The sequence below is a fragment of the Desulfuromonas sp. TF genome, assembly GCF_000472285.1.
Lineage (GTDB): Bacteria > Desulfobacterota > Desulfuromonadia > Desulfuromonadales > ATBO01 > ATBO01.
Window position 1 is genome coordinate 1 of sequence record NZ_KI421422.1, and the last position, 12850, is coordinate 12850.

The window sequence follows — 12850 nt, forward strand, 5'->3', positions numbered from 1 at the left end:
TTCCGGAATCTTCTCTTCGGCTACGTCTCCAACTACGTCATCCACCGGGTCAAGAGTCCGGTTCTGATTCTCTAGGTTGTAAGCGCTTTAGAGACGAATATGTCGGCAACGCCGGTTTGACCCTGTGCCGAAAAACCAGTATAATAAACGGTGTTTTAACAGGACCCTCTTACATCCATGGCTATAAAAGGGAATAAACCTTGAAAACTCCGTTTTTCGATCTGGAAAAACAGTACCTTTTTGCACATATCACCACCGAGAAAGCTCCCCTGGGGATCATATGGCGCGATTCGACAGGGAATATCGTCAGGGCCAACCTTGAGATCGCCCGGCTTCTCCAATATTCCCAGGACGAACTTGTCGGCATGAACATCACCGATATAGATGCCGAGTATGACGCCAAAATGGTTCAGGAGTCATGGCTTGAACTCCGTGAAAAGGGTGTGCGAATTTTCGAATCCACCCATAAGAGAAAAGACGGCACCCTTTTCCCGTCCGCCGTCATGACGGTCATATTTACTTTTGATGAAAAGCAATATTCCTGCACTTTTATTCAGGACATTACGGAAAGGAAGGAAGCGGAGCAGAAACTTCGGGTCGTTCTCACAGAGCTGGAAGAGGCTAAACAACAGCTCACCCGGGAAAATTTCTATTTGAAGGAAGAGATTGACCAGTCGTCCAAGCTGCGGGAAATCATCGGCAACAGCAGTGCCCTCAAAGAGGTGCTGCTGAGAATAAAACAAGTGGCGAAAACGAAAGCGACTGTTCTCATCCTTGGAGAAACCGGCACGGGAAAAGAGTTGTTTGCCAGAGACATACACGAGGCAAGCGGCAGGCGAACCAAACCGATGATCAAGATCAACTGCGCGACCCTGCCGGCAAACCTCATCGAAAGCGAACTCTTTGGCCACGAAAAAGGGGCTTTCACCGGTGCCATCTCTGGCAAGGCGGGAAAATTCGAGCTTGCGGACAAGGGGACTCTTTTCCTGGACGAAATAGGTGAAATGCCGCTGGAGCTGCAGGCAAAGCTGTTGCGGGTTTTACAGGAAGGAGAGTTTGAACGGCTTGGCAGCGAGCAGACCAAACGAGTCGATGTCCGCATTATCGCCGCCACTAACCGCGACCTGAAAAGGTCGGTTGAAAGTGGTGTATTTCGAGAAGATCTCTACTATCGCCTCAATGTTTTTCCCATTCTCTGTCCTCCTCTCCGGCACCGCAAGGAGGATATCCCTCTGCTGACTCAGCACTTCGTCGGAAAATTTGCTGCTGAAATCGGCCGGAAAATCGACCACATACCGAAAGAGGAAATAGAAAAGCTTATTAACCATCATTGGCCTGGCAACCTGAGGGAGCTTCAGAACATCGTCGAACGCTCCGTCATCACCAGCGTGGACGGGGTATTCAAATTGGAATCCTGGTTCAACCCGGCCTTTGAACAAACAGCAGCCCTTCCCGGGTCCATCATCTCCCTGGAGGAGAACGAACGCTCTCATATCCTTCGGGCACTTGAAGCCACCAACTGGAGAGTCAGCGGGGAAAAAGGTGCGGCGCAAATTCTCCGGATAAATGCACAAACCCTAACCTCAAGGATGAAAAAACTGGGTATCCAGCGAAAAGGAGGCCAAAAGATAGCCCTATAGTTGAAGAAATTTTCCACCCCCTCTCGTCATTTCTGAAATATAAAGATTTATTTTATGAAATTTCAGACTTTTTTTATATTTCATAAAAAGCCAACCGTCTTCGAGGATGCGAAAAGTCTCGCAAAGAGCGCCATCACAAGCAAAACGCCTCATGGCATCCGCCTTGCAATCATATTTTATAACTTTGTTTTACTTTATAACCCGGCAATGCACCCGAGAGCCTTCCCGGGGCCTTGCCCCGAAAGTAGTATTTCAGTACCGTATTGAATACTTTTCCGGCTTCTAGCGGCAGGAATTTGTGCGCTCGATTTCCGGAAAAGTTGCTCGCGTGGTCGTCGTAACGATGTTATACTCACAAATAAACCGGTTGACTAATGCGTATTTATATGATAGTCATAAAGCACTGAAATGTAAAAGATTTTCTTATCACTGGTTTTAATAACAGTGTTTTCCATGAGGAGTGTTGACGCAAAAAGAGAGTCCGCCGAATGCGTGAGAGCGGCAGGGAAAGGAAAACAAACGGCGAGACAAACTTAATCCGGCAAGACCAAAGGAGGTGGATATCTTTACCATCGCAACAAGAGGGAAAAGCCCAGAAAAAACGTAATGGATTGTCTGAAAGCAGTGTTCTTTCCGCACGTAAAATCAAAACGGAGGTCACCATGAGAAAAATCGTCGCCTTTTTCGCCGTTCCATTCCTCTTGCTCGCCTTTTTCCCAGGCCTGAGTTTAGCCCAGAAGGCTGAATTCACATTCAAGGTCCATCACTTCCTGCCGGCGGGCTCCAATGCCCAGACGAAGCTGATCCAGCCCTGGGCCGACAGGATAACGGCGGAGTCCGGCGGCCGGATTGCCGTGGAGATCTATCCCTCCATGCAGCTGGGCGGTAAGCCGCCTCAACTCTACGATCAGGTCCGGGACGGGGTTGTCGACGTGGTCTGGACTCTGCCCGGCTATACCCCTGGCCGGTTCCCGATCTCCGAAATCTTCGAACTCCCCTTTATGGCAGCCTCGGCTGAAGCGACCACCCAGGCACTGCAGGAGTTTTCCCAGACCTATCTGAAAGAGGAATTCCGCCATGTGCATCCCCTCCTCTTTCATGTTCATGCCCCGGGCCTCTTTCACATGGTTTCCAATCAGGTCAAAACCATGGAGGACCTGAAAGGGTTGAAAGTCCGGGGTCCGACCCCTTCCGCCACGCAGTCTTTGAAGGCACTCGGCGCCACCCCCGTGGGGATGCCGGTTCCGGAAGTTCCCCAGGCCCTGGCAACCCAGGTCATCGACGGCGCCCTCATCCCCTGGGAAGTGGGCAAGGCCCTGCGGATTCATGAGTTGACCAAGTATCATAGCGAGGCCGGCGGCGACCGGGGAGTCTATACCGCGGTATTCCTCTTCGCCATGAACCGCAATACCTACGACAGTCTCCCCGAGGACCTGAAAAAAATTGTCGACAAGAACTCGGGGATGAACATCGCCCAGGAGATCGGACAAGCTTTCGATCACGCCGAAATCGAAGGACGGGAACTCGCGAAACAAAAAGGCAACGTGTTCTACACGCTGCCTCCCGAAGAGGTGAAGCGGTGGAAGGAGGCTACCAGACCGGTTGTCGACGCATGGCTCGAAAGCATACAGAAGAAGGGGCAGAACGGCAAGGAACTCCTTGAAACCGCAGAGAATCTCATCAACAAATACAGCAACCCGACGACTAAATAAATAGGTGCCAATCGATGGAAAACGGGATGATTCAACAGGTCTGTGACAGAGAAACCGATCGCCCGGAACAGCGGGTGAAAGAGCGAACCACTGCCAAGCCCACGGGGAAAGGGTCTCCCCTTCAGGAGGTTTATGTCAATACTTCTTCCCTGCGGGTGGACGCTGTACTCAGGCGAGTGTGTCGCATCTTTGCAGCCACCGGAGGGATCATCCTGACGGCTCTGACCCTGGTCACCGTGGGGACCGTTCTTGGTCGAGCCATCTTTAATACACCTATCCCGGGCGACTTCGAATTGGTCGAACTGGGAGGCGCGATCGCCGTCAGCTTCTTTCTTCCCTATTGCCAGATCCATGAAGGGAACGTCATTGTAGACATTGTTACCGCCAAGGCTCCCCAGGGGGTGAAACGCCTCCTGGGGGCCCTTGGGGATCTGCTTCTTCTGGTCATATCCGCCCTGATTTCCTGGAGGCTCATCCATGGGTGCCTCCAGTACAAAGATTATGGAGATGTCTCGATGATTCTTCAGATTCCGACATGGTGGGCCATACCGCCGATAATCGCTGCCTTCATTCTCCTGACCATAACCTGCGCCTCCACCATGGTGACGAACCTCCTTGCGATTGGCGGGTCGGAGGACGCAAAATGAGTAATTTCGCCTTTAGTTTCGTCATGCTGGGAGGGATGCTGGGCTTAATGGCATTGCGCATCCCCATCGCCGTGGCCATGCTGGCCACGGGGATGACCGGCTACATCATAGTCAGCGGCTGGGTCCCATTGATAAGCCATCTGCAGACCGCCCCTTTTGCCACCTTCTCCACCTACTCCCTCTCGGTGATCCCGCTCTTTCTGCTGATGGGAGAGTTTGCCACCAATGCCGGGATGAGCAAAGCGCTCTTCCGCGCGGCAAATACCTGGCTCGGCCACCGCCGGGGCGGCATTGCCATGGCCGCGGTGGGCGGGTGCGCCGGCTTCGGCGCCATCTGCGGCTCCTCTTTGGCCACCGCCGCCACCATGGCTCAGGTCGCCCTTCCGGAAATGAAGCGCTACCGCTACTCGGGAGCGCTTTCCACCGCATCCCTGGCCTGCGGCGGGACGCTGGGGATCCTGATCCCGCCTTCGGTCATCCTGGTCGTTTATGCGATCATGACCGAACAGAGCATCGGAAAACTTTTCATTGCGGCGATCCTCCCCGCCTGCCTGGCGGTGGCCGGCTATATGGCTACCATTGCCATCGTCGTTCGCAGAAACCCTGAAGCCGGACCGGCCGGACCTAAAACCAGCGTGGCCGAGCGGCTGCAGAGCATCAAGGATATCTGGGCGGTCGCCCTGATCTTCATCCTGGTGATCGGCGGAATTTACCGGGGGTGGTTCACCCCCACCGAAGGCGCCGCAGTCGGCACCTTCGGCACCGGGATGCTGGCGTTCCTGCACGGCAATATGCGCTGGGAAGGCTTTCTGCACTGTGTCTACGGTGCGGCCCGGTCCACGGCCATGATTTTCCTCATCCTGCTCGGAGCGGAAATTTTCAACTCCTTCCTGGCCCTCACCCGCATGCCCGTCGAAGCGGCCAGAATGATCAGCGAAAGCGGTTTCTCACCGCTCGTTGTCCTTCTGTTGATCATGTTGCTGTACCTGGTCCTCGGGTGCGTGATGGACAGCATGTCGATGATCCTGTTGACCATCCCTATCTTCTACCCGATCATCTCCGTTCTCGACTTCGGCCTCCCGCCGGAGGAGACGGCCATCTGGTTCGGAATCATCGCGGTCATTGTCGTGGAAGTCGGACTGATCACCCCGCCGGTAGGGATGAATGTCTTCATCATCAACAGCTTCGCCAAAGATGTGCCTATGAGCGAGAGTTTCCGGGGCGTATTCCCCTTTCTGCTTTCCGATTTTACCCGCATAGCAATACTGGTCGCCTTTCCCAGCATCACCCTCGCCCTGGTGCGGCTTTGGGGGTAGTTCCGCGCGTTGAGCCACAACCTGTACTGGAGGAAACAATGGAGCGCAAGAAAAAGATTCTGATTATCAATCCAGGATCTACCTCGACAAAAATAGCACTGTATGAATCAGACAAACTGATGATCAATGAGTCGGTCGGACATTCGGCGGACGAGCTTAAACAGTTTAAAAACATCTGGGAACAATACGAATTTCGAAAAAAGGCTATTCTGGGCTTCATCGAAAAAAATGGTATCGCCCTGGCCGAACTGGATGCCCTTGCCTGCCGCGGAGGAAACTGCAAACCGATTCCGGGGGGCATTTACAAGATCTGCGAAAGAATGATCGAAGACAAAAAAAGTGGAATTTACGGTCGACATCCCGCCAACGTCGCGTGTCTCGTCGCCTATGACCTCGGGGAAGAGCTGAATATTCCCGTGTTTACGGTTGACGTTCCGATGACGGATGAAATGTCCCCGTTGGCCAGATATTGCGGAATTCCTTCCATCAGCCGCAAGAGCAGCTTCCACGCCCTGAACCAGAAAGCAACGGCGAAGAAGGTTGCACAGGGGCTCGGCAAGAAGTATGAAGAGATCAACATGATCGTGGTTCACCTGGGCGGCGGGATTTCCGTCGGCGCCCACCAGAAGGGGAAAGTCGTTGACGTGAACAACGCCCTGGACGGCGACGGGCCGTTTTCCCCGGAACGCGCCGGATCCGTTCCTACGTCCGACCTGGTCAAAATGTGCTTCAGCGGCAAGTACACCGAAGAAGAAATCCTGAAAAAGCTGACCGGCGGCGGCGGCCTCATCGCTCACCTGGGCACCACCAGCGGTATCGAAATAGAGCAGAGGATCGCGGCGGGGGACACCAAAGCCGCGGAAGTCTATGAGGCAATGGCGTATCAGGTAGCCAAAGAGGTCGGGGGATGCGCAGCGGTTCTGGAGGGACGGGTGGACGCCATCGCCCTGACGGGAAGCCTGGTTCACTCGAAGACGTTGATGGCCAATCTGCGAAAGAGGATTTCCTTTATCGCTCCGATCCATCTGGTCCCCGGTGAAAATGAAATGGAAGCCCTGGGAGAGGGTGTGATGAGATATTTCAATGGAGAAGAGGGCCTTGCGGCCTATACCCCTGAGGAGTACAGAGATGAAATGTTTGGATGATTTGCTTGTAGCGGTCCAGGACCGACCAGTCAAGAAGATCGCCCTGGCCGTACCGGAGGAACCCGGCCTGATCAAGCTGGTCAAGCAAGCGACCGAACTGAGACTTGCCGAATTCATTCTCGTCGGGGACGAAGACAGAATAAAGGAACTGCTCAGCGAGCAGGATCTGGATTTCAAGGACTTCGAAATCCAGGACAGAAAGGATCACAAGCAGGCTGCCGAAAGGGCCGTGAGCCTCGTGGTCGAGAAGATGGCCGAGGTCGTGATGAAGGGAGAGCTTCACACGGCCACCTTCCTGAAAGCCGTCCTGGGGAAAGAAAAAGGACTCCGGACGGGAAACCTGATCAGTGAGATAACCCTTTACGATAAAATCGATGGCGGAGGTCTTCAACTGATCACCGACTGCGCCATGAACATCAGCCCGACCCTGGATGAAAAAAAGCAGATCCTCGAAAATGCCGTCGAGCTTGCCCGGAAACTCGGCTATGAAAAACCCAAAGTAGCGGTTCTCTCTGCCCTGGAAGTAGTCAACCCGGCTATCCCGGACACGCTCGACGCTGCGATTCTGAGCAAGATGGCCGATCGGGGCCAGATAAAAAACGCCGTCGTGGACGGCCCTTTTGCCCTGGACAACGCCCTTTCGATCGCCGCCGCCAAACAGAAAAAGATCGGCGGCGAGGTCGCCGGGAAGGCGGACATCATCCTCGTTCCGAACCTGCAGGTCGGCAATGCTCTTCACAAGGCGCTGGTCTATATCGCCGAAAAGAAGATCGCGGCGGCGATCATGGGTGCAGCGGCGCCCATCGTCATGTTGTCCCGGTCCGACAGCACAGAGACCAAGCTGGTGTCGGTCGCTCTGGCCACATATATTTCCTGAAATCAACAGCACCAGCGCAACTGGGAGTTCACATGAAAGCCTTGGTCCCCCTCGATGGATCGCAGAATTCGAAAAAAACCATCAACGCCCTGATTGCAATGAAGGAAAAATTTTCCACTCCGCTGACCCTGCTGCACGTGTTCGACAACAGCAGGATCTCTTATCGAGGCGTTCCGGATTCGACCTATGCCCTCATCGAGGAGCGGTCCAGGGAGGCGGCCAAGCAGTTCCTCGAAGACCAGAAGGAGATTTTTTCTTCAAATGGAATACAAACCGAGACGATCTTCATGGAAGGCCCTGCGCGCAAGACGATTTGCGACCTCGCCGACAGCGGAGAATTCGACCTTCTCATCATCGGCAGGCACATCGAAGGGGAGTTAAGAAGCCTCCTGTTCGGACAGGTTTCCAATTATGTTATCCATAAGGTCAAAATCCCGATAATGGTTCTCTGATTCCACGCATTTCAGGAGAGAGCATGGCTCGATTCATCCGCCCCTACAAAGTACGATTCGAAGATTGCGATTCGGCGGGCATCGTCTTTTACCCTCAATTTGTCCTGATGGCTCAACGCGTGTTCGAGGACTGGTTCGGCGAAGGGCTAGGCATTCCCCTGGGACGCCTGCACCATCAAATGAAGATGGGCTTTCCGATAGTCAACCTGCAGGTGGATTTCAAAAGACCCAGCCGCATGGAAGATGTCCTCGAGTGGTCGCTGGAGGTAAGCCGTCTCGGCGCCAAGTCCCTTACCCTGGACATCGCTGCCGACTGCGCCGGCCAAGAACGGGTTGCCGTCAAGCTGACCGTCGTTTGCTCCGATCTTGTGGCCGATGGTTTGGCCTCGCGCGAAATCCCCGCCGATTTCCGGGCAGCGATGGAGAAATTCACCGCTCCCGACCGGCTGAAGCTTGCGGGGCCGCTGGCCCCCTGACTCCCTCCCCCCTACGAGCGTAGCTACCCCCCATCCGCCCTCACTCCTCTTGCTCTGACTATCTCCGTGATATATTTACGCCCTCCAAGGCAGGATTAGAGCAGCGGCTGAATGGCTGCCATGAGGATGGGAAATACGGAGGTCCGTCAGCTCCCGTCAGGATAAATATGTGGACAAGGCCACGGACAGCAATTTGGCCTCGATGCTGTCCGTGCGGGACAACATGACGACCGGTGCTCCGGCGCCCATTACCGCCGAGGTCACCTTTTTGTGAGCGATATAGGTCAGGCTCTTGCGGAGGACATTGCCGACCTGCAGATTCGGCACAAGAAGGATGTCTGCCCGACCCGCAACTTCACCGGCAATCTTTTTTTGTCTTGCGGCGGCGAGCGAGATGGCGTTGTCCAGGGCGAATGGTCCGTCAACGATGGCATTCCTGATTTGTCCCCGCTCCGCCATCTTGCTCAGAATGGCTGCATCGAGCGTATCCGGAATGGCTGGATTGACCACCTCAACAGCCGACAAAACAGCAACTTTAGGTTTTTCGTAGCCGAGCTTCAAGGCCAGTTCGACGGCATTTTCGACGATCTGCCGCTTCTCATCGAGGGTGGGAATGATGCTCATGGCGCAATCAGTGATCAATCTGATGCCATCCTCGTCTTCTTTATCGTAGAGCGTTATTTCACTGATCAGATTCCCCGTCCGCAACCCCTTTTCCTTTGCCAGGACGGCTTTCAGAAAGGTGGCCGTGTGAAGCTCTCCCTTCATCACGACCTCGGCCATCTTCTCGACCACGAGGCGCACCGCCCTTTCGGCCGCCTCTTTGTGATCCTTCCTGTGCTGGATTTCGAAGTCTCTGAAATCCAGATCCTGTTCGTCAAGCAGATCCTTTATCCTGATCTCGTCCCCGACGAGAATGAATTCGGCAAGTTTCTGTTCGGTCGCTTGCTTGACCAGCTTGATCAGGTCGGGTTCTTCCGGTACGGCGATGGCGATCTTCTTGAGAGGTCGGTCCTGGACCGCAACAAGCAAATCATCCAGACATCTCATCATTGCAGCTCCTCCGGGGCATAGGCCGCGAGTCCTTCTTCTCCATTGAAATATCTCATCACACCCTCTCCCAGGGCCTCCATTTCGTTTTCACCGGGGACCAGGTGGATCGGAGCGATGAAAGAAATTCTCTTCTGCAGATTGGCCATCAACGTCTTCGAGTGAACCAGGCTTCCCGTCAGGGCGATGGCGTCCACCCGGCCCTCCAGTACGGCTGCGCATCTTCCGACCTCTTTGGCCACCTGATACGCCATTGCCTCATAGACTTCCGCGGCTTTGGCGTCCCCCGCCGCGATCCTCTGCTCGATTTCGATACCGCTGGTGGTGCCCAGGTGGGCGATGAGGCCGCCGCCGCCGGTCAAGAATCGGAGGATTTCTTCTTCGGTGTACCTGCCGCTAAAGCACATTTTGACCAGGTCGGACGTAGGAACGGATCCGGCGCGTTCGGGAGAAAACGGCCCGTCTCCATCCAGGGCGCCGTTGACGTCCACGACTTTGCCGTTCCGGTGAGCCCCGACGGAGATCCCCCCGCCAAGATGAACCACGATCAGGTTGATCTCTTCATACTTTTTGCCGAGCCCTGCGGAGACCTTCTTAGCCGTTGCTTTCTGGTTCAGGGCGTGGAAGCTGCTCTTTCGGCGGATACTGGGAATTCCCGTGTATCTGGCTAGGGGAGACAGTTCATCCGTCACCGGGACGTCGACCGTAAATACTGGAATATTCAACTCTTTTCCGAGATCATAGACGACCAGACACACAACGTCGCCGGGATGCTTTCCATAGATCCCGCTTTTCTGATCCGCGATCATCTGGTCGCAAATCCGGTAAATACCTCCCGGCACGGATTTGCAGTTTCCTCCCCGGCAAGCAATGGCATCGAGAGCTGCGAGACGGATACCGTGCTTTTTGACGACTTTTAAAATAGCCTCTTTTCTGAAGTCGTATTGTTCCCAGATATTTTTAAACGGCTTCAGTTCGTCCGCGGAATGTCCTACAGACTCGTTGAACACCATCTTATCTGATTCATAGAGCGCTATTTTGGTTGAGGTAGATCCCGGATTGATAATCAGGATTTTTTTCTTATTGTCCATCTTCTCCCTCGAATTTAACTCAGGGTCTGTGCCGGCCTCGGTCGGTGACGATCCGCCCTTTCTGTGCGGACCGGGGATTGGTGTGCTCCCAATCCCCGGTCATGAACGATTCGGCTCTGATCAGAGTTCTTTACCCGGATCCTTGACCTCCTTGATGGTCTCGAACTCGATGTTGTACACCTTGCCATCCACTTTTTCAGCTTTACGTATGTAGACGTTCTGCACGATGTCGCGCGTCTCCGAATCGATATAAATCGGGCCGCGCGGGCTCGATATTTTCAATCCCTTGAGCACTTCCATCGCCTTGTCGCCATCGATTTTGCCGTTCAACTGCTTGATCACCTCATAGATGGCGGCCATGCCATCATAGGCGCCGATCGCATGGGCGTTGGGGCGCGAGTTCGGATCGATCTTCTTGTAGGCGGCGATGAATGCGGCATTCTCCGGTGAATCATGGGCGGCGGAGTAGTGGTAACTCGAAATCATGCCCAGTGTGATGTCCCCCATCGAATCCATCGCGCCGTCGTCAAGCACGTCGCCGGTCGTAATCAGATTGATCCCCGCTTCCGCCATGCCGCGCTCCTGGAAGGACCTCATGAAAGAGACCCCCATCTGCCCCGTCGGGAGAAACACGAAGAGGCCCTGGGGCTTGCTGTCCTTGACCCGCTGCAGGTAGGGTGCAAACTCAAGGTTTTTCAGCGGGACGCCCACTTCGCCGACGATCTCGCCCCCCTTGTCCCTGAAGGCCTTCTGGAAGGCCTTTGCGGCATCATGGCCAGGACCGTAGTCGGCCACCAGCGTGTAGACCTTACGGTAGCCGTTGTCGTAGGCCCACTGCGCCATGGGCGCGGAGATCTGGGGAAGCGTGTGCGAAGTCCGGGCGATGTAGGGGGACTTGGTGGTGATGATGGAGGTCGCGGCCAGCATGTCGATCAGGGGGATCTTCGCTTCGCTGGCGATCGCCGCGCAGGCAAGCGCATCGGGGGTGAGGCCGAAGCCTGCGAGGAAGTCCACCTTGTCCTGCACGACCAGTTCCTGGCAGAGCCGCTTCGCAACAGCCGGCACCGGGCCGGTGACGTCCTTGAAGACCAGTTCGATTTTCTTACCGGCCACGGTATCGCCGTGCTGGGCCATGTAGGTCTTGATGGCGTTGATCATCTGCTGGCCGGAATCCGCGAAGGGCCCGGTCAGCTGGAGAACCAGGCCGATCCTGACCGTGTCTGAGGCAGCAGCAGCCTGGCCGCCCCACAGCATAAGCACCCCACAGACAATGACCAGCAAACTGCTTTTCATCCTGCTGCGAATTCGTGTCATTACGGGCGTTCTTCCTTTCATGGTAATCTCCTTTTGTGGCTCCTAGGGGCCCCTAGGGGAAAATCCGGGGAGGGAAATGCCCCCCGGAAGAGGTAGTACCGTTGTAGAACTGTCTCCGGTCGGGAAGACCTTAAAATCAGCTGCCCTCCGTTGAGGAGAGGCGGCCGGGCAGAAAAGTCAGTGCGACATCAGGACGGGCAGCGTCATGTCCTTCAAAAGCTGGCGCCCGACGGGTCCGAGGAGCAGTTTTTTCCCGGTCGCGTGGGCATAGACACCGACCACGAGAAGGTCGCACCCTTTCTCCCAGGCAAAATTCATCAGGACATTGGCCACGGGGATGTCGGCGGCCGAGATCTCTTCTCCGACGCACGACAACCCGTGCCGCTTCAGGTGGGAGCAGATGTCGCTGCCCGAAGACTCGCAGAGAAATCGGTCGCCGGAGGTTCTGATGGAGAGGGCATAGATCTTCTTTGAATTCATCAAAAGCGGCAGGGAGTCGTTGAGGGCGCGCGCCGAAGCGCGGCCGCCGCGCCAGGCCACGATGGAGCTGGTGCCGACCGTGGTGAAGGCTCCGGCATAAGGAACGATCAGCACCGGACGCCCCGAGCCGAAAACGACCTGTTCGGGAAGGTTGGCGGGAGGGGCTTCGCGGCGCCTCTCCGGGGCGGACTGGCCGACGATGACGAGGTCCCGGGTGTGGGCGTAGTGATTGATGATCTCGGCCATGCCGACCGTGGGAACTCCCCAGTCCGCCAGGATCCAATCGACGGAAACGGCGGCGGCTTCGGCGGTCTGCCGGAACGTCTCCTCGGCGGCGGCGGCCTGCTTCTTCCGGGATTCGTACTGGGGCGCGTACGGGAGCTGGGTGATCGCAAAGAGCCCGGTCAGGTGCGCGCCATGCCGGCGGGCCAGATGGATCGCCAATTCGATCCGCTTTGCGCACTGCGGCGTCTCGTCGATATGGATGAGAATATCCTTGAACTCCATACGCATCACCCCTGTCTATTCATTGACGCATTCGCAAAAAACTCATCGGATGGCTAAGCAAAAAATTCGTCCTACAAGGCTTGGTGGTTTTTCAGGGGCGAAGGCATACATCAGATATGTCGAGGTCCTGAAAAAACGCCGTA

12 protein-coding genes are annotated in these 12850 nt (G+C 55.4%); 8 read left to right on the forward strand and 4 right to left on the reverse strand.

Features of this window, described 5'->3' with window-relative positions:
* The first annotated feature begins 200 nt into the window (after positions 1–200).
* From DTF_RS0114975 to DTF_RS23795, 8 genes are all read left to right on the forward strand, one after another.
* A complete protein-coding gene (locus tag DTF_RS0114975) occupies positions 201–1640 on the forward strand; it encodes a sigma-54-dependent Fis family transcriptional regulator (protein WP_027715975.1) in 1440 nt (479 codons plus the stop codon).
* A 662-nt stretch (positions 1641–2302) separates the two neighbouring features.
* Positions 2303–3352, forward strand: a complete 1050-nt coding sequence (locus tag DTF_RS0114980; protein ID WP_081702998.1) for a TRAP transporter substrate-binding protein — start codon at positions 2303–2305, stop codon at positions 3350–3352.
* 26 nt (positions 3353–3378) lie between these two features.
* Positions 3379–3999: a TRAP transporter small permease gene (locus tag DTF_RS23790; RefSeq protein ID WP_081702999.1), complete on the forward strand. Its 621-nt coding sequence runs from the start codon at positions 3379–3381 to the stop codon at positions 3997–3999.
* Positions 3996–5315, forward strand: a complete 1320-nt coding sequence (locus DTF_RS0114990; protein WP_027715977.1) for a TRAP transporter large permease — start codon at positions 3996–3998, stop codon at positions 5313–5315. The genes DTF_RS23790 and DTF_RS0114990 overlap by 4 nt, the downstream gene beginning before the upstream one ends.
* Positions 5316–5353: 38 nt before the next feature.
* Positions 5354–6460, forward strand: a complete 1107-nt coding sequence (buk, locus tag DTF_RS0114995) for a butyrate kinase (RefSeq protein ID WP_027715978.1) — start codon at positions 5354–5356, stop codon at positions 6458–6460.
* Entirely contained in the window at positions 6444–7337 is an 894-nt protein-coding gene (locus tag DTF_RS0115000) for a bifunctional enoyl-CoA hydratase/phosphate acetyltransferase (RefSeq protein ID WP_027715979.1), read from the forward strand. Before buk (DTF_RS0114995) ends, DTF_RS0115000 begins: the two co-directional genes overlap by 17 nt.
* Positions 7338–7369: 32 nt before the next feature.
* Positions 7370–7789, forward strand: coding sequence for a universal stress protein (locus DTF_RS0115005; RefSeq protein ID WP_027715980.1), 420 nt, complete (start codon positions 7370–7372; stop codon positions 7787–7789).
* Positions 7790–7812: 23 nt separating this feature from the next.
* Complete coding sequence (locus DTF_RS23795; protein WP_051361352.1) at positions 7813–8265, forward strand: thioesterase family protein; 453 nt, start codon at positions 7813–7815, stop codon at positions 8263–8265.
* 156 nt (positions 8266–8421) lie between these two features.
* Here DTF_RS23795 and DTF_RS0115015 read toward each other — a convergent pair whose 3' ends face one another.
* From DTF_RS0115015 to DTF_RS0115030, 4 genes are all read right to left on the reverse strand, one after another.
* Positions 8422–9318, reverse strand: a complete 897-nt coding sequence (locus DTF_RS0115015; protein ID WP_027715981.1) for a bifunctional enoyl-CoA hydratase/phosphate acetyltransferase — start codon at positions 9316–9318, stop codon at positions 8422–8424.
* Entirely contained in the window at positions 9315–10406 is a 1092-nt protein-coding gene (gene buk, locus DTF_RS0115020) for a butyrate kinase (protein ID WP_027715982.1), read from the reverse strand. Before buk (DTF_RS0115020) ends, DTF_RS0115015 begins: the two co-directional genes overlap by 4 nt.
* A gap of 120 nt (positions 10407–10526) precedes the next feature.
* Entirely contained in the window at positions 10527–11741 is a 1215-nt protein-coding gene (locus DTF_RS0115025; protein WP_226989371.1) for an ABC transporter substrate-binding protein, read from the reverse strand.
* Positions 11742–11897: 156 nt separating this feature from the next.
* On the reverse strand, positions 11898–12707 hold the full coding sequence (locus tag DTF_RS0115030; protein WP_027715984.1) for a universal stress protein: 810 nt from the start codon (positions 12705–12707) through the stop codon (positions 11898–11900).
* Positions 12708–12850 lie beyond the last annotated feature (143 nt).

Bases quoted from the DNA above. Each gene is read 5' to 3' on its own strand.
- DTF_RS0114980 (WP_081702998.1), top strand. From the start codon at position 2,303: ATGAGAAAAATCGTCGCCTTTTTCGCCGTTCCATTCCTCTTGCTCGCC.
- DTF_RS23790 (WP_081702999.1), top strand. From the start codon at position 3,379: ATGATTCAACAGGTCTGTGACAGAGAAACCGATCGCCCGGAACAGCGG.
- DTF_RS0114990 (WP_027715977.1), top strand. From the start codon at position 3,996: ATGAGTAATTTCGCCTTTAGTTTCGTCATGCTGGGAGGGATGCTGGGC.
- buk (WP_027715978.1), top strand. From the start codon at position 5,354: ATGGAGCGCAAGAAAAAGATTCTGATTATCAATCCAGGATCTACCTCG.
- DTF_RS0115000 (WP_027715979.1), top strand. From the start codon at position 6,444: ATGAAATGTTTGGATGATTTGCTTGTAGCGGTCCAGGACCGACCAGTC.
- DTF_RS0115005 (WP_027715980.1), top strand. From the start codon at position 7,370: ATGAAAGCCTTGGTCCCCCTCGATGGATCGCAGAATTCGAAAAAAACC.
- DTF_RS23795 (WP_051361352.1), top strand. From the start codon at position 7,813: ATGGCTCGATTCATCCGCCCCTACAAAGTACGATTCGAAGATTGCGAT.
- DTF_RS0115015 (WP_027715981.1), bottom strand. From the start codon at position 9,318: ATGATGAGATGTCTGGATGATTTGCTTGTTGCGGTCCAGGACCGACCT.
- buk (WP_027715982.1), bottom strand. From the start codon at position 10,406: ATGGACAATAAGAAAAAAATCCTGATTATCAATCCGGGATCTACCTCA.
- DTF_RS0115025 (WP_226989371.1), bottom strand. From the start codon at position 11,741: ATGAAAGGAAGAACGCCCGTAATGACACGAATTCGCAGCAGGATGAAA.
- DTF_RS0115030 (WP_027715984.1), bottom strand. From the start codon at position 12,707: ATGGAGTTCAAGGATATTCTCATCCATATCGACGAGACGCCGCAGTGC.